Below are 26,903 nucleotides of genomic sequence, written 5' to 3'. Positions count from 1 at the left end.
AAGTTATCATAAAGGAACAGTTATTCATGTATAGATTACGTATTTTTGCACAAAATTTAGCAATCTTCTTGTCCGTAGTGATTGATATTGGAGCAATTTTGGCTTTCTATTTGCATCGATCACCTGTTTTGAGAGAGTATTTTCCTTCCTATAGCTTCATGCCGCATTATATTTTAGGTTTTGCTTTAGGACTTTTGGGGCTTTTGGTCTCTCTCAATCTCTACCGACGGGTAAGGTCAGCTTGGATTATTACTATTGTCGTTCAATTTGTCATTTTACGGTTGAACTTTATTTCTACTCAGAGGTTTTTCAGTATTGGCTCACTTCTTTCACTTATCATTCTGGTTATTCTCGGGTTGACTTATCGTGATTTTAGTCGAACAATGGACCGTAATTATGCAAAAAAGGCAGTGTTTCTCGGTTTCATCCCACTGGTATTGGCTTTCTTTAATACCTTATTGAGTTTAAGCTTTTTGAAGCGCGATTATTTAGGAAATCCAGATGTATATTCTATCTTTAAGCAATCCTTGCATTTTCTTTTTACAATGGATATCCGGCAAGCGCATTTCAATTCTCATGTACATGGCTTTTATATGGTTGGGCTAATCATCATTACTTGGATTTGTGTGATGTTAGCACTCTATTATATATTGAAACCATTGGTTTATTACCCAATCTTAAGTGGTCGTGAAAAAGAGAAAGCCATCGCACTTGTTGAAAAATATGGTCAAAATCCGATGGCTTATATGACCATTGATGGTCAAAAATCTTATTTTTTCAGTGTTACTGTTGAAGGGATGCTTGCCTATACCGTTGTAAACAACGTTCTCGTAGGTTGTGGGGATATCGTTTGTGACCCTAAAGATGCCGCTCGTTTTATGGGAGAACTGGTTCATTTTTCACGTCGTAATGGATGGAAAATCTTGTTTATGGACATTACAGAAACGATGCGCCCTGCCTATGAATCTTATGGATTTTCGATGATTAAGATTGGTGAAGATGCTTGTTTGCGCTTAGAGGACTTTAGCCTTAAGGGCAAGAAAACAGCAAAGGTTCGTGCCAATATCAATCATGCGCGCCGCTTAGGTATTACTGTTGAAGAATACAAGCCAAATGAAAAACGAGATATAAAAATTGAAAATGAACTTCAAGAAATATCAGACGAATGGTTTGGCTCTAAAGGCCCTGAGCTTGGCTTTATGCTGGGAGGCTTGGCTTTAGAAAATCCTCTTGGGCGCCGTTATTTTTACAGTCGTGATGCATCCGGAAAAATGTTGGCTTTTGTAATTTTTGTTCCGTATGCTGAAGGCGAGGAAAGTGGTTATATGGCTGATGTGACGCGCCGCCGCGTGCAAGTGCCTAATGGCTCTATGGAAGTGTGTCTTCTCCAAGCCTTTGAAACAATGCGCGAGGAGGGAGTGACTTGGGGTAATCTCGGTCTCTGCCCTTTGGCAAATATCAAAGATGACGAGGATAGCAGCAAAGTGACAACACAGCTCTTCCAGTTTATTTATGAAAATATGAATGGTGTATATGGCTTCAAGGGGCTTTATCAAGCCAAGAAAAAATGGAACCCAAGCGATTGGCAAGCGCGTTATATCGCTTATGCGCTCAAACCTTTTAGTTTCAGCTATGCCTACGCTATGCTGAAGGCTCAAAATCCTAAAGGGATAAACAAGTTGATCCTTGAAAAACTTCGTACAAAGATTGAAAAATAAAAGCACCGCAGTTTTTGCGGTGCTTTTTCTTAATAAAAAACCTCTCAACGAGAGGGCGAAATATAACAATTATTTACGGACGACAAGAGTATCACATGGCGCATTTTTAATGATATAGTCTGCAACAGAACCAATAAAGATACGTTCAATGTAACTCAAACCAGTTGCACCAAGCACGATAAGGTCAATGTTTTCTTCTTTTGGAAGTGTTTGTCCCAACATAACTTTTGGTGAGCCGAATTCGACACGAGTAGTTACTGTTTTTACACCAGCGTTTTTCGCTTCAGTTGCAAAGTCATTAATGAGGTTTTCGGCACCTTTATGTGTATCATCCGCTACAACAGAATCATAAGCAGAGATAGACTGAAATGCACGCAAGTCAATGACGTTAGCGATGACCAATTCGGCATCGTTACGAAGAGCAGTGGCAACAGCTTTATCAAAGGCCTTAGTTGATTCTACAGAACCGTCAAGACCAACGAGGATTTTTTTGTAATTATCGAGCATAGTGGGACTCCTTTTCTTTTTTTTACTATACTCTAATTTTACTCTAATTTGTAGCATTTGTAAAAGAAAAACTATTTTTGGGGGTCTGGCTTTAGCGCAGGAGGGGCTTAACCGAACAGAAGAGGACAAGGCAAAGGCATATGCAAGTGTATTTTTTGAGATTTTTACGGCCTTCTTACTGTAAAATCACCTTTTTGGTGAATCAAAGTGGCAGGTAAAGGTTGCTGTATGTTGAGAAGAACACCTGTGTGCTGTGTCATTGCGTCTAATTTGATATAATTATAAAGATCTATTTTTAAATGGCCGAGCAAAGCAAAGCCTTATAAAAATAAATAGAAGTTGAAAGGTAAAAAAATGACTCGATATGCTGTGGTGGATTTAGAAGCCACCGATGCGCACAGCTCGCAGAATAAAATTATCCAAATTGGTATTGCGCTAGTCGAGGGTGGAGAAGTGGTAGACACTTATACGACAGATGTCAATCCACATGAGTCACTTTTGCCGAGAATTGCGAGCCTTACAGGTTTGTCTGATCGTCGCTTGTCAAAAGCGCCAGACTTTTCGGAAGTTGCAGAAGAAGTGCGCCAAAAATTGGAAGGCACCATTTTTGTGGCACACAATGCGCGCTTTGATTACTCCTTATTAATGAAAAGTCTTTTTCCTTTAGGCTTGGATTTGGAATTACCGCGTGTAGATACAGTTGAGCTGGCGCGAGTTGTTTTTCCTACCTTTGAAAAATATGGGATGGAAGCTCTGAGTGAGCGACTGGACTTACGACACGATCAGCCTCATGCGGCCTTATCCGATGCTTTGGCTACAGCGGAGTTGTTGCTTAAAATGCAAGACAAGATTCGGGAACTTCCACGTGCTGTGTTAGAGGAGATTATTCACCATTCGGACAGCTTACTCTATGAGACGAAAGAATTCTTGAAGGAGCAGCTGCCTTATACATCACTCAACGTTGAACATCTTTATGTAGTTCATAATATTGCTACCCGTAGAGAAAAAGTTAAAGAAAACAGACAGCCCCTTGCCAATTCTTTTGCTAAAAATATCTCTCGTTTGGGTCTTAAAGTCCGGAAAAATCAAGAAAAGATTGCCGAAAAAATAAAAGAAGAACTTACACAAAGTCGCCCTTCTTTCATTGAAGCCCCCACTGGCATCGGGAAGACATATGCTTATCTTTTACCTTTGCTTGCAGAAGGACGGGAAATTGTTGTATCAACGCCGACTAAAGTTCTACAAAATCAGATGATTCATGGTGTAGCACCTATTCTTAAAGAAAAATTTGGTGTGAATTTCTCTAAGCTTTTAGGAACGAAGAATTATATTTCTTTAGAAAAATTTTCACGGCTTTTGCTGGCAAATACTGAAGGAAAAAACTTCGAAATTTTTAAGATGAAAATCTTGGTTTGGTTGACGGAGACGCTTACAGGGGAGCTAGACGAGCTCTCCAAAGTGATGACCAATGAGGAGTACTTTGCTCAGATTGCGCATGATGGCTATGTTAACAATAAACAACTGCATTATGAACAGGACTTCTGGCTGAAAGCACAACGCCGAGCTGAAATTTCGCAAGTCAAAGTCGTCAATCATGCTTACCTAATTGAACGTCTTGCAGATTATCCTGAGACTTTCTTACAGGAACGTATTTTGGTTGTGGATGAAGCACAGCAACTCTTCACAACACTGGAAAGAGCCAATCAGAAAACAGTTAAAATCTCGGAGCAATTGGAAACCGTCGATATAGAAAATTCGCATTTAAATAAACGCCTTGTGGAAAGTTTGACATTTCAGCTCAAAAATAAAAAGTTGGACAGTGAGAAAATCGCTCTTGATGCGAGAGAGCTTGGTTTAAAAGAACTGGCTGAAATTTTTGAACATCCAGAGCAGAACTTTATTTGGCGCGAGGGAGATATGGTTCACGCTTCAAGTACGGATTTTTATAATTTTGAAAAACTGGTACCTTCAGGAACTAAAATATATATGCTGGGGGCAACCTTATCTCTGACAGAAGACAAACCTATTTTCCCAGAACTTTTGGGCTTTAAGGACTATCGTTTCTTCAAATTTGACAGCCATCCCGCCGATAACCAAGAAATATTTATCGTGTCTGATGGGCCGCATATCAAAAATACAGGTGTTATGGCTTATGCACATTATGTTGCGGATAAAGTTTCCGAGGTTGCTGAGCTAGGCTGCCAAGTTGTTGTTCTCTTTACGGCAAAAGTGTCCTTAACTTTTGTAGCAGAACAACTGTCCGCTGAAGGTTGGGATGTATTGGCTCAAGATATTAATGGGACTGCTGCACAAATCAAGAAAAAATTTGATAAAGGAGAAGGGCAGATTCTTCTGGGCTTATCTTCCTTCTGGGAGGGTGTGGATTTTGAGAAGCAAGATCATCTTGTTTTGATGATTCCCCGGCTACCCTTTGCTACGCCAGATGATATTTTAACGAAAAAGTATGCAAAACGTTTTAATAATCCTTTTTACGATTTTAATGTCCCTATGGCAACTTTGAAGTTGCAGCAAGCTCTTGGACGTGTCAATCGTCGCCATAATCAGTATTCCAAAGTTGTGATTCTTGACAATCGATTAGCAGGAAAATCTTATGCGAAAAGAATGCGTAAAAATCTTGCGCAAACTGCGCCGCTTAAAACACTTGAAAATAGTGAATTAGTAGAAAAAATTATTGAATTCTTGATGTGAAGTGATACCCGATACAGATAAGTCCAAGAAGAAGTTAAGAAAAGACACCGAATTTCTTCAATGACAAGATTACGGAAAATTATGGATTTAACTTTTTCTGGTAGAAGACCTTTGTAGAGAAGCAATTTCGTTGCTTTTTTGCTATAATTAAATAGATTATCTAAAGGACAGAAAGGTAGGCTATGAGAAGAAGACGAATGACTCTGCACACACAGATTATTATCGGTGTTTTAACGGTAATTCTGGCAGGTTTTATTGCGATAAGCCTCTTTATCTGGAGAGCAGTCAGCCCTTACAATACAGCAAGAAGCGCTGCAATTGCTATAGCAAAGGATAAAACTGAGCTGAAAACTCCAACAGCTTTTGACATTGCAACTACAGATAGCACAGATTATTCTTTACTTGGCAAAACTGAAAAAGGCAAGGAGATAGGTGTTTTAATTCCGGAAAAAGGGGGAAATTTAACAGTTATTGACATGGCAACAGGTGTTAAGCCCGAAACGCTTCAAGCAGATAATACGACATCTATCGTCTTGGCCCTGTATAAAAATCAGCCCGTATGGCAGGTAAATAGTCGTGAAGGTTTTAAACTTTATGATTTCAAGACGGGTAAGGAGCTGATGTAATTTATGAAAAAATTATCTGATTTTGTTTCAAACATCGAAGAGTCTGTGACTCTCGCTGCTGCAAAGCGTGCCAAAGATCTCGCAAGCCAAGGAAAAAACATTATTGATTTAACTTTGGGACAGCCAGACTTTTCTACCCCAGAACTCATCGGGGAAGCAGCCATTGATTCTATTCATTCAGGCAAGGCAAGTTTCTATACCCAAGCTTCTGGCTTACCTGAGTTGAAAAGTGCTGTGCGTAATTATTGGGATAAATATTATGGTTACGCCATTGAAGATAAGGAAATTTTAGTTACCACGGGTGCTAAATTTGCGCTTTATGCCTTCTTCCAAAGTGTTTTAGATAAAGGAGATGAAGTCATCATCCCAGCCCCGTATTGGGTGAGCTATGTGGATCAAGTCAAAATGTCAGGAGGTCAACCTGTTGTCGTTTCGACTTTGCAAGAAAATGACTTTAAAATCACAGTTGAACAACTTGAGGCAGTAAAAACCGAAAAGACGAAGGTGCTTTTATTAAATAGTCCATCCAATCCAACAGGAATGATTTATTCAAAAGAAGAATTACTGGCCTTGGGAAATTGGGCTGTTGCTAATGATTTGTTAATCTTAGCAGACGATATTTATCACCGATTGGTTTATAATAAAAGCGAGTTTACAGCTATTTCATCCTTATCAGAGGAGATTCGTCAACGCACGATTGTCATTAATGGTGTATCGAAAACCTTTGCGATGACCGGTTGGCGCATTGGACTTGCAGTTGGTGATAGCGAAATTATTGCAGCAATGACGAAGATTGCAGGTCAAACGACCTCAAACCCAAGTACAGTTGCTCAATATGCAGCCATTGAAGCTTTTAATTCTGATGAAGCGGCAGTCGAAAAAATGCGTACAGCATTTGAATCAAGGCTAAACTTGATACATCCTATGATCGATCAAATACCTGGCTTTGAGGCTATTAAGCCTAATGGTGCATTCTATCTCTTTCCTAAAGTTGAGAAAGCAATGGCACTGAAAGGGTATGACAATGTTACGGATTTTGCGACAGCGATTCTTGAAGAAACTGGAGTGGCTCTGGTGACGGGGGAAGGATTTGGGTCACCCGTACATGTGAGGTTGAGTTATGCCACTGACCTTGAGAGTTTGACAGAAGCAGTAAAACGTCTTCAGATTTGGATGGAAGAGTCGCATGATAGATAAAAAAGAAGCAAAATCAGCTTATAAGCTCCAAGAAAAGCTTGGTGCTGTTGTAGCTTATAAAAATATTTCAAAAAACAAGTTTTATCTTGATATAGCACCAGATTTACCTGGTTTGAAAAATCGCTTTGAATTTTCACGAAAAACAGGTATCGGTGTTCCCCTAGCCATTGACAAAGATTGGAAGTCTGATGACTTTGAACTCCTGGTGTTGGAAGAGCTTAAAAAAGATGAATTACAGACACCAAAAGCTTTTAAAGAAGATTTGAAAACTTTGAAAGAAATCTGGTTAGAGAAATTTATAGACAAAGATTTATATTAAAAAAGAGAAGGAATTATTTATGAAAGACTTAGTATCAATCATCGATGTGAAAGACCACGTCGGAGAAGAAATTAAAATTGGCGCTTGGGTTGCAGACAAATCAGGAAAAGGAAAATTGCAATTTCTCCAACTCCGTGATGGTACAGCTTATTTCCAAGCTGTCGTTTTCAAACCAAACATGTTTGAAAAATTTGGTGAAGAAGCAGGACTAGAAAAGTTCACTGAAATCAAACACTTGGCTCAAGAAACATCAGTAATCGTAACAGGGATTGTAAAAGAAGATTCACGTTCAAAATTTGGTTACGAGCTTGATGTCACAGACCTTGAAGTCATTGGTGGATCTGTGGATTATCCTATCACACCAAAAGAGCATGGTACAGATTTCTTGATGGATAACCGTCACTTGTGGCTACGTAGCCGCAAGCAACATGCTATCATGCTTGTACGTAACGAAATTATTCGTGCAACATATGAGTTTTACAATGCCAATGGCTTTGTTAAAATTGATAGTCCAATCTTGACAGGTTCAGCTCCTGAAGGAACAACAGAACTCTTTGAGACAGATTACTTTGGACAGCCTGCTTACTTGTCACAAACTGGTCAGCTCTATGCAGAAGCGGGTGCGATGGCATTTGGCAAAGTCTTTACCTTTGGTCCAACTTTCCGTGCTGAAAAATCAAAAACGCGCCGTCATTTGACAGAATTCTGGATGATTGAGCCAGAAATGGCCTTCACAACTCATGAAGAATCTTTGGATATTCAAGAAGCTTATGTCAAACATTTGATCAAATCAGTCTTGGAAAATCAACGTTATGCTTTAGAAAGTTTGGAACGTGACATTGATTTATTGGAAAAATATGTCAATGAACCATTCAAACGTGTCACTTACGATGATGCGATTGAACTTCTTCAAAAAGAAGAAGCAAATAAGGATTATGATCATATCGAGTGGGGTGATGACTTTGGTTCACCACATGAAACATTTGTTTCTAACTACTATGGTGTGCCAACATTTATCATCAACTACCCTAAAGCGATTAAAGCTTTCTACATGAAACCACATCCAACACGTGAAGATGTTGTGATTTGTGCCGATCTTATCGCGCCAGAAGGATATGGTGAAATCATTGGTGGTTCAGAACGTGCGACAGATTATGATTACTTGGTTGAAAAAGTAAAAGAATTCGGGCTTTCAGAAGAAGAGTACAGCTGGTACCTTGACTTACGTAAATTCGGTTCTGTGCCACATTCTGGTTTTGGACTTGGCTTGGAACGTGCGGTAACCTTTATTACAGGTAACCAACATATCCGTGAAGCTATTCCATTCCCACGTATGCTTGGACGTATTCGCCCTTAAAGCTTAAATAAAAGTTCTCAAGTTACTTGAGGGCTTTTTTGTATAAAACCAAGGGGTGAAACATCCTTTTTCAGTGGAGTTTTTGATATAATAAGAGGGAGAATTAAAGGAGGAACCTTATCTATGGAACTTAAGGATTATCAAAAGGAAATAATAAAATTTGATGTCAATGGTCCTCTAGCGGATATTGAGCAGGTAAATTTTGCTTTTTTAGATAAGGTACTCGGTTTAGCGGGGGAATCAGGAGAAGTTGCGGATAAGATAAAAAAAATCATCCGTGATCAGGATGGCATTATTAAAGATGATGATAAAAATGCTTTGGGAAAAGAATTAGGCGATGTCTTATGGCATGTGGCAACCTGTGCGCGCTATCTGGGGCTTGATTTGGAACAAGTCGCTCAAGCCAACTTAAATAAACTAGAAAGTCGTCAGTTGAGAGGCAAAATAGCGGGCAGCGGGGACGAGCGATGAGAGTACTTATTCATGCAGGACGGCCAGCCAGCCTACCTGAAGAAAGCTATGATTATTATGTCGGCATTGACCGTGGCGCTTTATTTTTACTTGAGGAACATCAAGACTTGGACTTAGCGGTTGGTGATTTTGACTCTGTAAGTAAGGAAGAATTCGATAAACTATCAGAAGCTGCTCATGAACTTGTTAAACTTCCGGCAGAGAAGGATCAGACGGATTTAGAAGCTGGTTTAGATCAGGTACTTTCTCGTTTTCCAGATGCAGAAATTATGATTATTGGCGCCCTTGGTGGAAGGCTTGACCATCATTTGACCAATGTGTATCTGCCCCTGTATTTTGCCTGTCCGGAAAGGATTTCTTTGAAGGACAATCAAAATTTTGTAACATATTTGACTCAAGGGCAGCATACAATTCGCAAGATTGAAGGCTATCCGTATTTGGGAATTGTTCAGGTTGGAACAAACAGAAGTTTAGAGATTAAAAACGCAAAATATCCACTGAAAGCTGAGGATAACTTTGCGGACATCTATGCAAGTAATGCTTTTATCAGTGAGACGATGGAGTTAAAAATTGCTCAAGGCAAGCTCATCGTAATTTATTCAAAAGACAGTTAGAGAGATTATATGATTATTGGAATAATTGGTGCAACATCAAATATCGCAGGTAAGGCCTATCTGCCCGTTTATGCGAAAATGCAGGCCGAACATCGCTTCATTTTGCATTCGAGAACCTGGGAAAAAGCTGAAGAGATTCGAAAAAAATACAAATTTGAATATGCGACAACGGATTTAAGCGCGTTGGAAACTTGCGATATGGTTGTCATTCATGCAGCAACGGCCCAACATTTTGAACTTGCAAAACGTTATTTGAGTGCAGGGACACATGTCATGATGGATAAGCCGATTTCCGAAAACTTTGAGGAGGTCCAAGAACTTCATCGCTTGGCTGAGGAAAATAATGTCCTCTTTGTTATCGGTTTTAATCGCCGTTTTGCCCCACTGACCGACAAACTAAAAGAGGTCAATCAAAAAAACTTTATCAAAGTAAGTAAAAACTTAGCGAACAATGCCGACGAAGTGCAGTTTAGTTTGTATGATATTTTCATTCATCCTTTGGATACGTTGATTTACTTGTTGGATGATGAGATTGAACGTTACAGTTATCAATTAGCGATGACACCGGACAAAAAACTTTCACGTGTGATGGTCACACTGAGAACACAATCTTGTATGGGTGTTGCCAGCATGAACTTGGTCTCAGGCGCTTTTTCTGAGGAATTTACGGTTGAAGCAAGCAGTGGAACCTATCGTTTATCAGAACTGACGGAGTTAGAAATTCTTACAGGACTAGACAAGCAAAAAATAGGAATTAACGGCTGGCAAACTGCCACATATAATCGTGGTTTTGAAAGTTTGGTTTTTGGTATGGTTGAAGCAGTAGCTAATTTTGATGGCCATAACAGAGTGGAACTCATGAAACAAATGAAGCAAACAAATGTTCTGGATTCGCATGAAATTATCCATGAAATCTTGGACAAAATGTAACTTATAAAGGAGTAAAGAAATGAAAGATATCTTAATTTTAACTACAAATGATGCACCAGGCTATCGTGTGGTTGAGGTCTATGGTGAAGTTTTTGGTTTAACCACTCGTTCACGTAACGTCTTCTCAAGTACTGGACAACAATTAAAAACGATTGTCGGAGGAGAAATTGCCGGCTATACGAAACTCCAGCATGAAACGCGTGAGAGTGCTATTGAACGTCTTGCAGAAGAAGCACGAGATAAAGGTGCTAATGCAATTCTCGCTATGCGTTTTGACTCATCGACATTTGGTAATGTTGACTCAGTTGCTGCTTACGGTACAGCTGTTAAACTAGAAAAATTATAAAAAGCAAACTGGAGTTTGCTTTTTATAATTAAACTGAAAAAAGAGATGTTTATCCCTTTTCTTTAGCTAGAAGTTCTTTTTCAAAAGTTTCTTTGATTGCTCTTTCTTTAATTAATTTTAATTTTTGTGAACGATTGAGTTTATGCTTAAACCACCATTCGCATTTTAAGGCGCGTTTCTTATCTGAAAATTCAACGGAAGTCAGAAGTTGAAGAGGACGTCGTGCTTTAGTATATTTGGCACCTTTACCAGAATTATGGGTTTCCAGTCGTTTTGTAACATCGTCTGTATAGCCACAATAAAGCGTATCGTCAGCACAACGTAAAACATAGACAAAATAAGATTTCATGATAAGGCTATTGTACCTTAAAATGTAGTATAATTGAAGTATCTTTATCGAAAATAAGAAATTCAGTCTCAGTGAATTTGGGATAGAAGTGAGAAGGGAAGAATAAATGCCCCAAGATAAAATTGTTATACATGGTGCTCGAGAGCACAATTTAAAAAATATAGATGTTACTATTCCGCGTGATAAGTTGGTCGTTGTTACAGGTGTATCAGGTTCAGGGAAGTCTTCTCTGGCTTTTGAGACTTTATATGCTGAAGGACAACGACGTTATGTCGAATCATTATCTGCTTATGCCCGTCAGTTTTTAGGTAATATGGATAAACCAGATGTGGACAGTATTGACGGCTTGTCGCCAGCTATCTCTATTGACCAGAAAACAACTAGCAAAAATCCACGCTCTACTGTTGGAACAGTAACGGAGATTAACGATTATCTCCGTTTACTTTTTGCGCGTGTCGGAAAACCTTTCTGTATCAATGGACACGGAGAAATTTCAGCACAATCGGTTGAAGAAATTGTGGACCAAATCCTCGAATTGCCTGAAAAAACACGCCTACAGATTTTAGCACCAATTGTGCGTGGTAAAAAAGGACAGCACGTTAAAGTTTTTGAGCGTGTGCAAAAAGAGGGCTATGTGCGTGTCCGCGCTGATGGTGAAGTTTACGATGTAACAGAAGCACCAGAGCTTGATAAAAATAAAAAGCACAATATCGAAGTCGTTATTGACCGTATCGTTGTAAAAGAAGGTATTCGTTCACGTTTGTTCGACTCTGTTGAAGCAGCACTTCGTATTGCTGAAGGCTATGTTATTGTGGACAAGATGGATGGGGAGGAACTCCTTTTCAGTGAGTTTTATGCCTGTCCTGTCTGTGGTTTTACAGTTCCCGAGTTAGAACCACGTCTCTTTTCATTTAATGCGCCTTTTGGTTCTTGTCCAGACTGTGATGGTCTAGGGATGAAAAATGAAGTCGATCCTGACTTGGTTATTCCTGACGACAGTAAGACCTTACGTGAAGGTGCTGTCGCTGCCTGGAATCCTATCTCTTCAAATTACTATCCAACCATGTTGGAATGTGCTAGCCGTGATTTTGGAATTGATATGGATACACCATGGGCTGACTTGCCGGAAGAACACAAAGATATTATTCTTAATGGTTCTGGTGAGCGTAAATTTCATTTTTACTATGTCGGTGATTTTGGAAATGTGTCTGATAAAGACATGGTTTTCCCTGGTATAATCAATAATATCAACCGTCGTTTCCGCGAAACTTCAAGTGATTATACACGTGAATACCTTCGTGGTTACATGACGGAGTTAACATGTACGACTTGTCACGGCTATCGTTTGAACGATCAAGCCCTTTCGGTTAAGGTTGATGGGAAACATATCGGAGAACTTTCTAACTTAGCTATCGGTGACGAGTTAGAGTTTTTAGCTACTCTTACTTTATCTACAAACGATGAAATGATTGCGCAACCTATTGTAAAGGAAATCAAAGATCGCTTATCTTTCTTAAAAAATGTGGGTCTAGATTATCTGACACTTTCACGGGCTTCAGGTACTTTATCAGGTGGAGAATCGCAACGTATTCGTTTAGCAACCCAGATTGGTTCTAACCTTTCAGGTGTACTTTATATCCTTGATGAGCCATCAATTGGTCTACATCAAAGAGACAATGACCGCTTGATTGAATCCCTCCAAAAAATGCGTGATTTAGGAAATACACTTATCGTGGTTGAGCACGATGAAGATACGATGAAAGCAGCAGATTGGCTGATTGATGTCGGACCAGGCGCTGGAGATTTAGGTGGTGAAATCATTGCTGCTGGTACGCCGAAACAAGTAGCGAAAAATAAAAAATCTTTGACAGGACAATATTTATCAGGAAAACGTTCCATCCCTGTACCTGCCAAACGCCGTAAAATCGATAAAAAACGTATGGTGAAGGTCACTGGGGCTTCAGAAAACAATTTACAAAATATCGATGCCCAATTTCCTTTAGGGATTATGACAGCTGTAACTGGTGTTTCAGGGTCGGGTAAATCAACCTTGGTTAATTCGATTCTGAAGAAAACCTTGGCGCAAAAACTTAATCATAATTCAGAAAAACCAGGTAAACATAAAAAAGTTACTGGTTATGAAGAAATTGAACGTTTGATTGATATTGACCAATCGCCGATTGGACGTACACCACGGTCAAATCCAGCAACCTATACCTCTGTATTTGATGATATCCGTGGACTCTTTGCTGAAACCAATGAAGCCAAAATACGTGGCTACAAAAAAGGACGTTTTTCATTTAACGTGAAAGGCGGACGTTGTGAAGCTTGTTCGGGTGACGGGATTATCAAGATAGAAATGCATTTTCTTCCAGATGTGTATGTCCCATGTGAAATCTGTCATGGCAAACGCTATAACTCAGAGACTTTGGAAGTACATTACAAAGGAAAAAATATTTCGGAAATTCTTGATATGCGCGTGTCGGATGCTTTAGAATTCTTCCGTCATATTCCCAAAATCGAGAGAAAATTGCAAACCATCGTTGATGTCGGCTTAGGCTATGTTACTTTGGGACAACCAGCTACAACCTTATCTGGTGGTGAAGCCCAAAGGATGAAGCTTGCTTCCGAATTGCAAAAACGCAGTACAGGCAAGAGCTTTTATATCTTGGATGAGCCCACAACAGGCTTGCACAGCGAAGATATCGCCACATTGATTAAAGTTTTGGATCGGCTTGTGGATCAAGGCAATACCATCGTGGTTATTGAACATAATCTTGATGTGATCAAGACCGCTGACTATATTATCGATCTTGGACCAGAAGGCGGTGCTGGCGGCGGAACAATCCTAGCTACAGGCACACCTGAAGAAGTTGCTGAGGTTGAGCAATCTTACACCGGACAATATTTAAAACAAAAATTATAATTGTCTGATTAAAAAAAGAGTAAAGTCTGATCTTTGCTCTTTTTTGCATGGAAAAAACACATTTAGAAGAAAGCGCTTTACTATAAATGTTAAAAATACTATAATGTAGGCATGTTGCTTTTATTACGAAGCAAGAATTAGAGGAGAAAACAGATCATGGATGAAAAGTACTATAAGCTGCTAAAAGAACAGTTTGTATCCAAAGAAGCAGTCTTAACCGAAATCATAAACCTCAGCGCAATTTGTGAACTTCCTAAAGGTACAGAACATTTTGTGAGTGACATACATGGGGAATACGATGCTTTTAATCATGTCTTGCGTAATGGCTCAGGTTCGATTAAAGAAAAGCTCCGCGAATGCTTTCCTGACCTAGATCCTACCGAGATTTCAGAGCTTGCAACTTTAATTTATTACCCAGAAGAAAAGCTGGTTTCCAAAGAAAGTCAGCTTTCGCAAGATGCATTTGCATATTATTGCCGTGAGAACCTGATTTCCTTATTGAAACTCGCCCGTTTTGCAGGGAAAAAATATACACGGTCGAAAGTACGTAAAGCTTTTCCAGAAAAATTCCGCTATATTCTGGAGGAATTAAAACATGAGGTTGAGTCGAGTTCAGAAAAACGTGCTTATTTTGACTCCATTATTGAAAAGCTTCAACATCTGGGTGAACTTCCGAACTTAATTATTGCACTTGCGGATAGTGTGAGACGTTTGACCGTTGACCATTTACATGTGGTGGGCGATATTTATGATCGTGGCCCTTTTCCGGATAAAATTATCGATCGACTGATCAGTATGCCTTCGGTTGATGTTCAATGGGGCAACCATGATATTATCTGGATGGCAGCCATCGCAGGTTCACCGCTTGCGATGATGAATGTTATTCGGATTAGCTCGCGTTATGGGAACTTGGATATTCTTGAAGATTCATATGGGATTAACTTACGTCCGCTGATTGAATATGCGGAGCGATATTATAAGCCCAGTACAGCCTTTGCCCCTCGTTTGACGGAAGGAGAATATCTGTCACAGGAGGAGTGCGATTTACTCAATAAACTCCAACAAGCTACGGCAATCTTACAGTTCAAGTTAGAAAGTCAATTAATTGCACGACGCTCAGATTTTCATCTGGAAGAGCGGGATGTCTTGCATTTTATTAATTATGATGAAGAGCGTATCACGCTCAAAGGCAAACAGTATGATTTACAGGAATTTCAGGCACCCACGGTTGATCCAGTTCAACCGGAGCAGTTAACAGACGAGGAAGAAATCTTACTGAAAAAACTGCTGAAAAATTTTCAGGCTTCCCAAAAACTCAAAAAACATATTGATTTTCTTTTAGAAAAAGGTTCAATGTATCTTTCCTACAATGGCAATTTATTGATTCATGGTTGCCTTCCTCTCCATGAAAACGGCGACTTCAAGTGTTTCAGACTTGAAGGAGAAGCTTATTCTGGGCGCGAATTGCTCGATCTTTTTGAAGATCATGTGAGAAAGAGTTTGGCGCATCCTGATGTGAAAGAAGATTTATCTACAGACTTACTCTGGTATCTGTGGGTGGGAGAATCTTCTTCACTTTTTGGTAAAGAAGCGATGACCACTTTTGAGCGTTATTATATCACGGATAAAGCAACACATGTGGAAAAGAAAAATCCTTATTATCGTCTAAGAGAAGAGCCAGAGACGATTAGTCGTATCTTGAAAAATTTTGGGATGGATGAAAAAGGGCATGTCATCAATGGACATACACCGGTTAAAGAAAAGAAAGGTGAAGAACCAATCAAAGCTGGTGGTAAACTGATTGTAATTGATGGCGGTTTTTCTAAGCCTTACCAAAAAGAAACTGGAATTGCGGGATACACTTTGCTTTATAACAGCTATGGTATGCAGTTGGCAGCTCACGAGCCTTTTAAAACGATAAAAGCAGCTGTCGAAGACGGCAGCGATATTGTAAGTGTCAAGCGATTAGTTGATCGAGTAGAGGAAAGAACCTGTGTTAAAGATACCAATATCGGTCAGGAGCTTTTGAAGACAATTGATGATTTAGAGTATCTTTTTGAAAATTATGAAAAATATTGACTTGCAATGCTCGAAAATACAAATTTTGAAGTTAAAGGAGTGACAATTGAAAACCTTAAGTGAAGCAGAGTCGTATTGTTGGAATCATATTCAAGATAATTTAAATCGGATTCCTAATCTATCTATCTCGATATTGGCAACAGAATCACATGTCAGTGTTTCCACAGTTAATAGAACCTTGAAAAAAATGGGCTACGATGGTTATTCTGACTTTAAACAAACTATTCGTAATACCAAAAACGAGCGTCGCAAAAATGGCTTTTCAAAAGAGGTTAATCAGGCGATCCGTAAAAATGAAATAGAAATTACACGGACGATTAATCAACTTTCAGCGGATGATATTGAAGCTGCTATTAAGTTGATTGATCATCATAGCAAAATTATGATTTTTTGTGCAGGGCTGAGTGCTAATGTTGCACGGGAAATGATGGATAAGCTGCAACTTTTTGGAAAACTTTGTGTTATTCACGATGATTTTGATTATATGCAGTATTTTGCAAGTAAAGCCAACCGTGATTATCTCATCGTTGCCTTTTCTTTGAGTGGCGAAACACCTGAGATTGTACAAGCACTTCATAAAGCGAAGAATCGGGGAGCAAAGATTATTGCACTTGTGGGAGCAATGCCGAGTGCCATTGGAAGTCAAGCTGATGTTTACATCCATGCTTACAAATCAACTCAAAAAACGATTAATTTTGGTTTAGACGTGGGGAGTCGCCTATGTTTACAAGTTGTGAATCGTATCTTGTTGGATGCTTTTGCCCTTTACAAAAATTTAGCACCTATTCGTGAAGATTAAATAAGACAAGCAGAGAAGATAAAATCTCTGTTTTTTTTGGGAAAATTTTCCACTTATATAAGGGACTTTTTGGAAAATTTTCCCCTTATTTCTGATTTATACTAAGAAAAAAGATAAATGGAGGTAAGGCATGACTTACTATATTAAAGCAGATAAATTTTTTTATCCTTATCAAACGCTCAGTGGTGGCTATTTAGAAATTAAAGCGGGTAAATTTGGCAAACACATGCAAGAAGTTCCTGAAGATGCTGAGGTCAAAGATTATACAGGATACTGGATTGCGCCAGGATTGGTGGATACACATATACATGGTTTCGATGGCGCAGATGTGATGGACGGATAGTCAGAGTTGCTTGATAAGATGAGTCAGAGTTTACTTAGAGGGGGTGTAACTTCTTGGATAGCTACACCATTAACAGGGAAACATGAGCGCCTTAGAGAAGTCTGCGAAGTAGTTGGAAATTATAAACCAGCAGTTACAGGGGCCAAAATACAAGGTCTTTTCTTTGAAGGACCATACTTTACTACTCAACATAAAGGTGCGCAAAATCCCGCTTATATGACAGATCCAAATGTGGAAGAATTTGAAAATTGGAACCAAGCAGCGCATGGTATGATTCGAAAAATAGCCGTTGCACCTGAAAGAGAAGGAAGTATCGAATTTATCCGAGCTTTGACAAATCGAGGAATCACGGTTGCTTTGGGACACTCTAACGCTACTTTAGCTCAAGCAACAGCAGCAGTAGAAGCAGGTGCTACTGTCTTTGTCCATACATTTAATGGCATGAGTCCCTTTAACCATCGGGAACCCGGAATGGTTGGTGCGGCACTGAGCCTTCCGAATACATATGCCGAGCTTATCTGTGACGGACATCATGTTCATCCGACAGCGGCTAAAATATTAATTCAAAGTAAGGGAGCATCGCACACGGTCCTGATTACCGATGCGATGCGTGCTGCAGGAATGCCCGATGGAGATTACATGTTGGGAGAATTTCCTGTACGTGTTGAAGGAGGCGCTGCTCATCTTAAAGAAGGAAATAGTTTGGCTGGTTCTATCCTCATGTTAAAGGATGCGGTTAAAAACATAGTAGATTGGGGAATTGCAACACCGGAGGAACCTCTTATGATGGCGACCTTAACTGCTGCCAAGTCTGTTAATATTGATGACCGCTGTGGTCAAATTAAAGAAAACTATAATGCTGACTTTATCGTTTTAAAGTCCAATATGGAACTTTCAGAAGTCTACGTCAATGGTGAACAGGTCATGTCGTCTTAAAACGCGAAAGTATATAAAGACAAAACATAGTTGTAAGCGGTTAATTCAGGAAAATTTACCAAAAATATAGGACTTATTTGGAAAAATTTCCTATAATTCATAGCTTATAATAAAACTAAATTGAGAAGACAAGGAGAAATGATGAAAGCTTTAATTTCTGGGCATGCGCATTTTGCAGAAGGTATGAAGAGTGCGGTTGAATTAATTACCGGACCACAGGCAGACTTAATCACACTTACTTTTGATGAAGCAACAAACCTTGAAGAGTATCAAGAGGCTTTAAATAATTTTTGTAAAAATGGTGAAGAAGTAGCCATTTTTACGGATCTACTTGGAGGGACACCTTTTAATAAAGCAATGATAGCTAAAGGAGATAGTGAGAACGTGCATATTTTTACGGGTACGAATCTTCCGATGCTGATTGAGTTTGTTTCTCAAGGAATGATGGAAACAGAGGGTGATTTAATACTTGATTTGTCTGTTTCTACAGCTAAAGATGGTGTCACTCTTGACTTAGCGCTCGGCAAAAAAATGCTAGAAGTTGAAGAAAGCGATGGCATTTAAATGACGGCACAATTTATTATCAACAGTTCACTTGTCTTTATTGGTTTTATTCTTCTAGGCGGTGCTTTTTATAGCATTGTTAGTGGTCTGCAGTTTAGCAAGCGAAAAAAAGTTATCGCCGAGCTGCATCAGACTCTTGCCGTAGGGAGTGAGGTCATGTTTAGTGGCGGCTTGACAGGAGTGGTTACTGATTTAGATGAAGAATTCTGCCGCATAAAGCTTGCGGATAAGTTGGTGATTAGAGTTTCACGTTATGCCATCACGCAGATATTGTAAAACGTTCATTTCCCTATCTTCTAGGATGTTAAATAAAATTTGAGTAGAACAAAGAGCTTCCTATTCTTTATTAAGAAAGGTTATTTTTATGCCAAATATTTTACTTACTCGTATTGACAATCGCTTGATTCATGGTCAAGTTGCCACACAGTGGAACAGCTTTGTCGGCTCCAACCTTTTGCTTGTCGCAAATGATGATGTGGCAAGCAATCCACAGCGTCAAGCACTGATGGATATGGCCGCACCGACTGGAGTTGCGACACGCTATTTTAGTCTCCAAAAAACGATTGATATTATTAGTAAAGCTGCTGATCGCCAATTGATTTTTATTATCTGTGAAAATCCCCAAGATGTATTACGTCTTGTTGAAGGTGGTGTACCCATTAAAAAAGTGAATATCGGTAATATGCACATGTCAGAAGGAAAACGTCAAGTTGCAACTGTTATCGCCGTGGATGACGATGATGTGGCAGCATTTAAGAAACTGAAAGGACTTGGTGTTGAGCTTGAGATACAGCGCGTGCCAACGACAGCAATAGAGCCATTAGATAAGCTCTTCAAATGATACTCGTGATACATTTCTAATTTTGGTAACAAGAGGATTTTGCAAGAAAATAGAGTATTTATTGTCAAGTGAATTTATTTTTCTCGTATTGATATTATAGGCTCTCAATTTTTTGGTTAAAATCCAACAAAAAAATATAAGGAGAAAAACTTATGGATGCTTCCATTTTTCAGATTATTTTGATCTTTGCAGTGACTTTTGTCGTTGCCATTGACCAATTTAGTTTACTTCAATCTTTGTACCAGCCTATTGTCACCGGTTTGGTTATCGGCCTTATTCTCGGTGATGTTCAAACCGGTTTGATTGTTGGTGGTACTTATCAACTGATGACTATTGGTAATATGCCGGTTGGTGGGGCTCAACCACCAAATGCGGTTATCGGTGGTATTATGGCAACAGTCTTGGCTATCACTCTGGGTCTCCAGCCCGCAGCAGCCGTTGCCACTGCTATCCCATTCTCATTGCTAGGTCAATATGGTGTAACCTTGATCTTCACAGTTATGGCACCGGTAATGGGTGTAGCGGATAAATATGCAGAAGAAGCAAACCCAGCCGGAATCGCGAAAATTAACTGGCTAGCGATGTGTGCACTCGGAACAATCTTTGGTATTGTCGTAACGCTCTTCTTTATTGGAGGGAAAGCCTTTGGAGATACAGTAGTAAATGCTATTCCAGCCTGGCTTATGTGTGGACTCGGTGCATCCGGAAACATGATGCGTTATGTCGGTTTTGCAATCTTGATTAAAGTTATGGTTTCAAAAGAACTTTGGGGCTTCTACTTCCTAGGCTTCGTGCTTGCTGTTATTGTTACCGGTATTGAAGCGCTCAAAGGTCCAGCGTTACTTTTACTCGCCGTAATTGGTTTTGCATTCGCCTACTGGGATTTCCAAATGAATACAAAACTCAAAGCAGCAGCTGCAGCAGCACCAGCTAGTGAAGGAGATTATGAAGATGGTATTTAATATTCCTGATAATTATTCTAACCAAACGCCAGCACCACAACTTGATAAAAAAACACTCAACAAAATGGTTTGGCGCTCCGTTTACCTCCAAGCATCTTTTAACTATGAACGGATGCAAGCCGGTGGATGGCTCTACTCGATCTTGCCCGGTTTGGAAAAAATCCACACGGACAAAAAAGACCTTTCAGCTTCAATGGCGCACAATTTAGAGTTTTTCAACACACACCCATTTTTGGTTAACTTTGTAATGGGGATCGTGCTTTCACTTGAGCAAAATAAAACAGATATTCAGACGATACGTGCCGTTCGTGTTGCAGCGATGGGACCACTTGGAGGGATTGGTGATGCACTCTTCTGGTTCACGCTTGTACCAATTACGGCAGGGATAACAGCCAATATGGCGATTGCGGGAAATATCGCAGCACCGTTCATCTTCCTCTTTATTTTCAATGCTGTACAGTTCGGCTTGCGTTACTTCCTGATGCATTGGTCTTACCGAAAAGGAACAGATGCTATCAGCATCATGACTGCTAATGCAAAAGAATTTACACGCGCAGCTTCTATCCTTGGTATTTTCGTAGTGGGGGCATTGACTTCAGCTATGGGAGCTACTTCAGTAAACATTGTCATTCCAAATGGTGAAGCTGAAATTAATATTCAATCCATCTTAGATGGTATCTTGCCATCAATGTTGCCGCTAGGATTAACTTTACTTTTGTTCTATCTCATGCAGAAGCACAAATGGACACCTATCCGTTGTATTCTTTTACTCCTCTGCCTTGGCATCCTTGGCTCAGGAATAGGTATCTGGCCTTCAATCTGGCCGTAAATATAAAAAAGTAAGTGTGGGACAAAGACACTTACTTTTTTATATTTCTTTTTTTCTTAAAGCATAAGAGTCAAGCAAAATTCGTGAAAGAATAGTCAGAGGAAGTCGTGAGCGTACTTCATAGTCTGGGAAAAAGGAGCCATCTGATTTAAAACCAACTAGAGCAACATCAGATAGGGAGGTCAGCGTGGATTCACCCGCTGTCGTAAGGAGAAGTGTTGCAATATTGTGTTGTTGACAATTTTGTGCAGCATTTACCAATTCTGGAGTTTCGCCATTTAAAGATATGAAAAGGACAGCGTCTTCGGGGGATAATTTTTTACTCATGATTTTAATGATTTCAGGGTCTGTAAAGAGTTCACAGTATTTTTCTGTAAGCTGAAACTTGATCATCATCTCTTGGGCAACCATTTCTGAAAAACCACGGGCAAATAAAATGAGCCGTCTTGAAGCAGTGATAATTCGAATTGCTTCTTCAAGTTTCTGGATATTAATCATTGAGATGGTGCGCATGACTTCTTGCTCATTTTTGGTAATGACGAGACGAATACCTTCATCTTCTTGATCAAACTGGGAAAAATCTTCATGCAACTTTCTTCGCTCTTTGAGTTTATACTTGAAGTCGGCATATCCAGAATACCCTTTTTTCTTTAGTGTACGCACAATTGTTGCTGTTGAAACAGCAGCTTCAACACTTAATTCGGCGATGGAATAGTTAGGGATTTCTATAATATTACGCTCAATATAATTCCATAAATATTGCTCAGAGTCGCTTAGTTTAGTACTCACAGTAAACCTCCCCGTTTTCTAAGATTTATTACTCTAAGTATAGCAAAATTAAAAATAGAAGTGTAACGTTTTTCAGAAATATCCAAAATTTGTAAGCGGGTACATAAATAATACGCTATGATAATACTATGATAAAAAGAAAGTGAGGTGTTCAATGATCTACACAGCTACACTAAATTTAGCAATTGATCTGTTTATTGACACCCAGGAGATGTCTCCTAAAATAGTGAATCGTACAGAAGAGTATGATGTTCAAGCCAATGGAAAAGGTGTCAATGTTTCTTTGATCTTGCAGCAACTCGGAGTGACAAGTACAGCACTTGGTTTTAAGGCTGGGTTTACCGGAAATTTCATCGATGACACGCTCCGAAATGAAGGCATTTACACAGACTTTATCGAAGTTGACGGTATAACCAGAATCAATGTCTTTACACATGTAAAAAAAGAAAATCTGGAGTATAAGCTAGTCAATAAAGGGCCAAAAGTTACATCTGAACAAGTAGAAATGTTTTTAAAGCAAGTACACCAACTCAGAGAGGGGGACTACCTCTGTTTATCTGGCAGTTTTTCTGAAGGAGTTCCACCCATACTCTTAAAAGAGATTGCAGCGATCTGTCAAGAAAACAAGGTGAGACTCATTATTGATACCAGCTATGCAGAAGTACTGGATACTTTGTCTTACAAACCTTTCTTGCTTAAACCCAATGATGAGGAACTGGCGCACTGGTTTAATGTGGAGCTAAAAACGCCAGAAGATGTAATCTATTACGGTAAAAAATTGGTAGAGCAAGGTGCGCAAAATGTTTTGATTTCCTTTGGGGAAAAAGGTGCCTTGTTTATCAATTCGGACCAAATCTTATCTGTAAATGCTCCGCAAGGAGAAGTTGTCAACACAGCTTGTGCAGGCGATAGCTTGCTTGGAACTTTCTTAGCCGGAATAATCAAAAATGAAGCTATCGGAAAAAATTTGCAATTAGCAATTGCAGCTGGCTCTTCTACAGCTTTTCAAAAAGGCTTGACTGATTTTTCCGATGTTCCACAGCTGATGAAACAAATTACTGTTACTGAAACTATGAATAAACTATAAGGAGGATTTATGGGAAACTATAAAATAATCGCTGCAACAGGTTGTCCAACAGGGATAGCACACACGTTTATGGCACAGGAAGCTTTAGAAGCGGCGGCAAAAAAAGCAGGTGTATCAATCAAGGTAGAAACACATGGACAGATTGGTGTAGAAAATGAATTGACAAACGAGGACATTCGTCATGCAGAAGCTGTAATTATTGCAGCCGATAAAGATGTCCATGCTGAGCGTTTTGCTGGAAAACGGGTCATTGAAGTTTCTGTTTCAGCAGGGATTAAAGAGGCGGACCACTTGATTAAGGAAGCATTAGCTGGGAAAGGAAAAATCAAGGACGGTACAACGACTAGGGAAAATACCTCAACAGCACCAGATGTATCTAAAATTGGGCACAGCATCTACAAAAACCTTATGAACGGTGTCTCGCATATGCTGCCTTTCGTTGTTGCTGGTGGTGTTTTGATTGCAATTTCTTTTGCAGTTTGGGGGATCCATTCTGCAGAACCAGATCATGCTACATATAATGCCACAGCAGCGATGATCAATGATATTGGCGGGCAAGCTATGGGAATGATGGTGCCAATATTGTCAGCTTTCATTGCTGAAAGCATTGCTAAGCGTCCCGCGCTTGTCGCAGGTTTGATTGGTGGTATCGTAGCAAATGCAGGTGGTGCAGGTTTCTTAGGAGGAATTCTATCAGGTTTCTTAGCGGGTTACTTAATTCTTTTCCTTCAAAAACTCTTGCGTAAGATGCCCAAATCTCTTGATGGATTAAAAGCTGTCTTTATTTTACCGGTTCTAGGAGTCGCAATTGTCGGAATAGCTATGTATTTGTTGGCAGCTCCTATGGAAGCCATCAATCAAGCTATGATGAATTTCTTGGCTGGATTTGAAAACAGTAACCCGATTGTTTTAGGACTTATTGTTGGTTCAATGTGTGCCTTTGATATGGGAGGTCCGATCAACAAAGCTGCCTATGTTACAGGTACAGCGCTCTTAGCTCAAGGGAATTACTCCTTTATGGCAGGTGTGTCAGCTGCTTGTATTGCGCCGCCATTGATTACAAGTATTGCAACGCTTGTATTTAGAAAGTATTACAATACTGAAGAACGTAATGCAGGGATTGTGAACCTCATCTTAGGTTCCACACATATCACTGAGGGCGCAATTCCTTTTGCAGCCAAAAATCCCTTGATTATTTTGCCTATTTTTATGGTGGGTTCTTCAATCGCTTCAATTTTAACTTATCTTTTCGGAGTAAAGGTTCCTGCGCCACATGGAGGATTTCTTGTTTTACCTGTTGTCACAGGTGCTTTCCAATGGGTTTTATCAATTTTGATTGGTTCGGCAGTAGGTGGAATTTTACTTGGCCTCTATCAAAAACGACGCTGGGAGAAGGAAAAACGTGAAAATAAAGAATTAGCCACTGAAGAAATTCTAGCTCCCTCTGCATTCCTTTCTGAAAATGATGTCTTTCTCCATCAGACATTCAATACACGAGATGAGATGTTCGACTTTTTAGCAGAAAAAACAATCCAACGAGGAATCGCCACAGACAAGGAAGAAATCAAGGAAAAGTTAGTGGCGCGTGAACTCGAAGGAACTACAGGAATGATGGACGGCTTTGCCATACCGCATGCTAAATCGTCAAATATTAATAAAGCCAGTTTGATTATTGTAAAAAATGAGAAAGGTATTGCTTGGGATAGCTTAGATGGTCAACCAATTACTTTTATCATTGGACTTTTTATACCCAAACATCAAAAAGGTACGGCACATCTACAATTGCTCTCTTCTGTTGCGAAAATGCTCATGATACCTGCGGTGATAGATCAGCTAAAAGCAGCGGACAGCCAAGCGGAGATTGTGTCAATCATTAACCAAAAACTAGTTGAAAATAGTGAGGAAGCTTCAGAAAGCCTTGTATATGCAGGAGTATAAGATGAGCTTTAATACGATTATCTTTGATATGGACGGTGTTTTAATCGATACGGAGTATCATTATGCCCAAGTATTTGATGCCTTTTTCGATAAAAAGGGCATTCCGATAGCACATCTAAATCGCCGTGAGCTTTTAGGTCGCCCTCTGAGAGACTTGTGGCCGTTCATTTTGGGAGAAGATTTTGATAAGAAAGATGCGGCAAGGTTACAAAAAGAGTTCTTCACCTATAAAAAGAGTAGCCATTTTCCCATCGAGGAAATGCTGTTTCCTGATGTGAAAGTTGTCCTGCAACGCTTGTCTGAAACAAAACTAAAGATTGGTTTAGCCACAAGTTCGTCACACGATGAAATTGCAGAAGTTCTTGATACACATAATCTTCGTAAATATTTTGAGGTTATTTCATCTGGCGAAGATTTTCCAGAGTCTAAGCCCCATCCTGCCGTTTATTTGTCTGCCATGAAGCAGTTGAATGCCAGAGCATCTGATGTGCTTGTCATTGAAGATTCACCCAATGGTATTGCAGCGGGAAAAGCAGTGGGAGCAACCATTTGGGCGATTAGAGATCAACGATTTGATAGTGACCAGAGTCATGCAGACAGACGTGTTGAGCATTTAACTGAAGTATTGGAACTTCTTGGTTTTTCATGATGTGACAAAATAATTCTATGGAGCATTGAAACATTCCCTTGAAATCAGGAAAAATTTCCATTTTGGTAAAGTGCCATTTGGAAAATTTTCCTATGGTTATCACCTTATAATAGATACCATAAGCTTAAAGAAAAATAGAAATCGAGGGAATAATATGCTTCAATTACCAGAAGAACGAGTCAAAGAACTAGGTGCGGCTATCACCGTTAAAGAAACTTTAGGGCAACCAGACTTATGGCGCAAGGTTTTCGGAGAATACGCAGAAAGAAAAACAGAGATTGATGCTTTCTTAGCAAAACTTATCGAAAAACATGGCTTTATCCGAGTAATTTTTACTGGGGCAGGTAGCTCGCAGTATGTGGGTGACACCGTACTTAAAAGTTTAATTGAGCTGGGAGATACGGAACATTTCCGTTTTGAATCAATCGGAACAACGGATATCGTAGCAGCCCCACAAGCTACGTTGGAGCAGAATACACCGACCTTGTTGGTTTCATTTGCACGCAGTGGAAACTCCCCTGAATCTGTTGCAGCAGTCAATATTGTAGAAGAGCTAGTCCAAGACAGTTATCAGTTGGTAATTACTTGCGCCAAAGAAGGCAAGCTCGCTCAGCAAGCCCTCACCATGGAAAATGCGTTGACTTGTATCTTGCCAGATGAGTCTAACGATAAAGGGTTTGCAATGACAGGCTCATGCAGTTCAATGACGCTTTTATCAACGCTTATTTTTTCAACAGAAGACCTTTCGGAAAAAGAAAAGCAGGTCAGCGTTGCCGCGGATTTAGCTGCAGATGTTTTTCAGCGAGAAACGGAAATTGTAAGTTTTTTAAATGACGATACAGACCGTATGGTTTACGTGGGCTCAAGTACACTTTCAGGTTTTGTACGTGAAGCTCAACTCAAGGTTTTGGAATTAACAGCAGGAAAAATAGCAACCATGTTTGACAGCTCGATGGGCTTCCGTCATGGACCTAAATCTTTCATTAATGAAAATACTGGCTCTATAATTTAAAGGACT

The 26,903-nt window shown here is 39.6% G+C and carries 24 protein-coding genes and 2 pseudogenes; 23 read left to right on the top strand and 3 right to left on the bottom strand.

All coding sequences use genetic code 11. From position 1 onward, the window contains the following. Window positions 1–26 precede the first annotated feature (26 nt). Window positions 27–1,718, top strand: coding sequence for a bifunctional lysylphosphatidylglycerol flippase/synthetase MprF (locus P3G65_RS08345; protein WP_003133022.1), 1,692 nt, complete (start codon window positions 27–29; stop codon window positions 1,716–1,718). A gap of 69 nt (window positions 1,719–1,787) precedes the next feature. On the opposite strand, the gene P3G65_RS08340 is transcribed toward P3G65_RS08345, so the two are convergent. After that, window positions 1,788–2,225: a universal stress protein gene (locus P3G65_RS08340; RefSeq protein WP_003133021.1), complete on the bottom strand. Its 438-nt coding sequence runs from the start codon at window positions 2,223–2,225 to the stop codon at window positions 1,788–1,790. Between the two features lie 354 nt (window positions 2,226–2,579). Between P3G65_RS08340 and P3G65_RS08335 the strand changes: the two genes are divergently transcribed. The 9 genes from P3G65_RS08335 to P3G65_RS08295 all read left to right on the top strand — a co-directional run bounded on the left by P3G65_RS08335 (window position 2,580) and on the right by P3G65_RS08295 (window position 10,794). Then, window positions 2,580–4,934 carry a helicase C-terminal domain-containing protein gene (locus P3G65_RS08335; protein ID WP_019291603.1) on the top strand — a complete coding sequence of 785 codons (2,355 nt, stop codon included), beginning with the start codon at window positions 2,580–2,582 and terminating at the stop codon, window positions 4,932–4,934. Window positions 4,935–5,116: 182 nt separating this feature from the next. Next, a complete protein-coding gene (locus tag P3G65_RS08330) occupies window positions 5,117–5,560 on the top strand; it encodes a DUF5590 domain-containing protein (protein ID WP_003133017.1) in 444 nt (147 codons plus the stop codon). Between the two features lie 3 nt (window positions 5,561–5,563). Continuing rightward, window positions 5,564–6,757: a pyridoxal phosphate-dependent aminotransferase gene (locus P3G65_RS08325; RefSeq protein ID WP_003133015.1), complete on the top strand. Its 1,194-nt coding sequence runs from the start codon at window positions 5,564–5,566 to the stop codon at window positions 6,755–6,757. Continuing rightward, window positions 6,747–7,076 (top strand): GIY-YIG nuclease family protein, encoded by a 330-nt coding sequence (locus tag P3G65_RS08320; protein WP_003133012.1) that lies wholly within the window; start codon window positions 6,747–6,749, stop codon window positions 7,074–7,076. Before P3G65_RS08325 ends, P3G65_RS08320 begins: the two co-directional genes overlap by 11 nt. A 19-nt stretch (window positions 7,077–7,095) precedes the next feature. Then, window positions 7,096–8,433: an asparagine--tRNA ligase gene (gene asnS / locus P3G65_RS08315; RefSeq protein WP_284071154.1), complete on the top strand. Its 1,338-nt coding sequence runs from the start codon at window positions 7,096–7,098 to the stop codon at window positions 8,431–8,433. 123 nt (window positions 8,434–8,556) lie between these two features. Beyond that, the gene (locus tag P3G65_RS08310; RefSeq protein ID WP_003133010.1) at window positions 8,557–8,904 is read left to right on the top strand and encodes a nucleoside triphosphate pyrophosphohydrolase family protein; all 348 of its coding nucleotides are present in this window, start codon (window positions 8,557–8,559) and stop codon (window positions 8,902–8,904) included. Beyond that, window positions 8,901–9,518: a thiamine diphosphokinase gene (locus P3G65_RS08305; RefSeq protein WP_003133009.1), complete on the top strand. Its 618-nt coding sequence runs from the start codon at window positions 8,901–8,903 to the stop codon at window positions 9,516–9,518. The genes P3G65_RS08310 and P3G65_RS08305 overlap by 4 nt, the downstream gene beginning before the upstream one ends. A 9-nt stretch (window positions 9,519–9,527) precedes the next feature. Next, window positions 9,528–10,448, top strand: a complete 921-nt coding sequence (locus tag P3G65_RS08300; RefSeq protein WP_003133008.1) for a Gfo/Idh/MocA family protein — start codon at window positions 9,528–9,530, stop codon at window positions 10,446–10,448. A 19-nt stretch (window positions 10,449–10,467) separates the two neighbouring features. After that, on the top strand, window positions 10,468–10,794 hold the full coding sequence (locus P3G65_RS08295) for a heavy metal-binding domain-containing protein (protein WP_003133007.1): 327 nt from the start codon (window positions 10,468–10,470) through the stop codon (window positions 10,792–10,794). A 49-nt stretch (window positions 10,795–10,843) separates the two neighbouring features. Here P3G65_RS08295 and P3G65_RS08290 read toward each other — a convergent pair whose 3' ends face one another. Continuing rightward, window positions 10,844–11,143: a GIY-YIG nuclease family protein gene (locus P3G65_RS08290; protein WP_003133006.1), complete on the bottom strand. Its 300-nt coding sequence runs from the start codon at window positions 11,141–11,143 to the stop codon at window positions 10,844–10,846. Between the two features lie 106 nt (window positions 11,144–11,249). On the opposite strand from P3G65_RS08290, the gene uvrA reads away from it, so the two are divergent. From uvrA to P3G65_RS08245, 9 genes and pseudogenes are all read left to right on the top strand, one after another. Then, the gene (gene uvrA / locus P3G65_RS08285; protein ID WP_019291602.1) at window positions 11,250–14,069 is read left to right on the top strand and encodes an excinuclease ABC subunit UvrA; all 2,820 of its coding nucleotides are present in this window, start codon (window positions 11,250–11,252) and stop codon (window positions 14,067–14,069) included. Between the two features lie 156 nt (window positions 14,070–14,225). Continuing rightward, window positions 14,226–16,148, top strand: a complete 1,923-nt coding sequence (locus P3G65_RS08280; RefSeq protein ID WP_017370589.1) for a fructose-bisphosphatase class III — start codon at window positions 14,226–14,228, stop codon at window positions 16,146–16,148. A gap of 46 nt (window positions 16,149–16,194) precedes the next feature. Next, the gene (locus P3G65_RS08275; RefSeq protein WP_019291601.1) at window positions 16,195–16,947 is read left to right on the top strand and encodes a MurR/RpiR family transcriptional regulator; all 753 of its coding nucleotides are present in this window, start codon (window positions 16,195–16,197) and stop codon (window positions 16,945–16,947) included. A gap of 130 nt (window positions 16,948–17,077) precedes the next feature. Then, window positions 17,078–18,226 (top strand): annotated as a pseudogene (gene nagA, locus P3G65_RS08270) (N-acetylglucosamine-6-phosphate deacetylase). Between the two features lie 141 nt (window positions 18,227–18,367). Then, window positions 18,368–18,790, top strand: a complete 423-nt coding sequence (locus tag P3G65_RS08265) for a PTS sugar transporter subunit IIA (RefSeq protein ID WP_017370591.1) — start codon at window positions 18,368–18,370, stop codon at window positions 18,788–18,790. Continuing rightward, window positions 18,791–19,066: a preprotein translocase subunit YajC gene (gene yajC / locus P3G65_RS08260; RefSeq protein WP_017370592.1), complete on the top strand. Its 276-nt coding sequence runs from the start codon at window positions 18,791–18,793 to the stop codon at window positions 19,064–19,066. A gap of 88 nt (window positions 19,067–19,154) precedes the next feature. Further along, entirely contained in the window at window positions 19,155–19,631 is a 477-nt protein-coding gene (gene agaV, locus P3G65_RS08255; protein ID WP_019291600.1) for a PTS N-acetylgalactosamine transporter subunit IIB, read from the top strand. 152 nt (window positions 19,632–19,783) lie between these two features. After that, window positions 19,784–20,593 (top strand): PTS sugar transporter subunit IIC, encoded by an 810-nt coding sequence (locus tag P3G65_RS08250; protein ID WP_019291599.1) that lies wholly within the window; start codon window positions 19,784–19,786, stop codon window positions 20,591–20,593. Beyond that, the gene (locus P3G65_RS08245) at window positions 20,583–21,422 is read left to right on the top strand and encodes a PTS system mannose/fructose/sorbose family transporter subunit IID (RefSeq protein WP_014025198.1); all 840 of its coding nucleotides are present in this window, start codon (window positions 20,583–20,585) and stop codon (window positions 21,420–21,422) included. Before P3G65_RS08250 ends, P3G65_RS08245 begins: the two co-directional genes overlap by 11 nt. 39 nt (window positions 21,423–21,461) lie before the next feature. Here the strand turns inward: P3G65_RS08245 and P3G65_RS08240 are convergent, their stop codons facing one another. Continuing rightward, the gene (locus P3G65_RS08240) at window positions 21,462–22,211 is read right to left on the bottom strand and encodes a MurR/RpiR family transcriptional regulator (RefSeq protein WP_017370598.1); all 750 of its coding nucleotides are present in this window, start codon (window positions 22,209–22,211) and stop codon (window positions 21,462–21,464) included. A 154-nt stretch (window positions 22,212–22,365) separates the two neighbouring features. Between P3G65_RS08240 and pfkB the strand changes: the two genes are divergently transcribed. From pfkB to P3G65_RS08220, 4 genes and pseudogenes are all read left to right on the top strand, one after another. Beyond that, window positions 22,366–23,298: a 1-phosphofructokinase gene (pfkB, locus tag P3G65_RS08235; protein ID WP_019291598.1), complete on the top strand. Its 933-nt coding sequence runs from the start codon at window positions 22,366–22,368 to the stop codon at window positions 23,296–23,298. A 9-nt stretch (window positions 23,299–23,307) separates the two neighbouring features. Then, window positions 23,308–25,236 carry a fructose-specific PTS transporter subunit EIIC gene (locus tag P3G65_RS08230; protein ID WP_019291597.1) on the top strand — a complete coding sequence of 643 codons (1,929 nt, stop codon included), beginning with the start codon at window positions 23,308–23,310 and terminating at the stop codon, window positions 25,234–25,236. A gap of 1 nt (window position 25,237) precedes the next feature. Next, window positions 25,238–25,885, top strand: coding sequence for an HAD family phosphatase (locus P3G65_RS08225; RefSeq protein ID WP_019291596.1), 648 nt, complete (start codon window positions 25,238–25,240; stop codon window positions 25,883–25,885). A 154-nt stretch (window positions 25,886–26,039) separates the two neighbouring features. After that, window positions 26,040–26,882: pseudogene (locus tag P3G65_RS08220) on the top strand (SIS domain-containing protein); the annotation flags it as partial. Window positions 26,883–26,903: the final 21 nt, after the last annotated feature.

This window comes from Lactococcus sp. bn62, from assembly GCF_029492705.2.
GTDB lineage: Bacteria > Bacillota > Bacilli > Lactobacillales > Streptococcaceae > Lactococcus > Lactococcus petauri.
The sequence above is the reverse complement of the archived record's forward strand: the minus strand, read 5'-3'. Positions and strand labels throughout refer to the sequence as shown.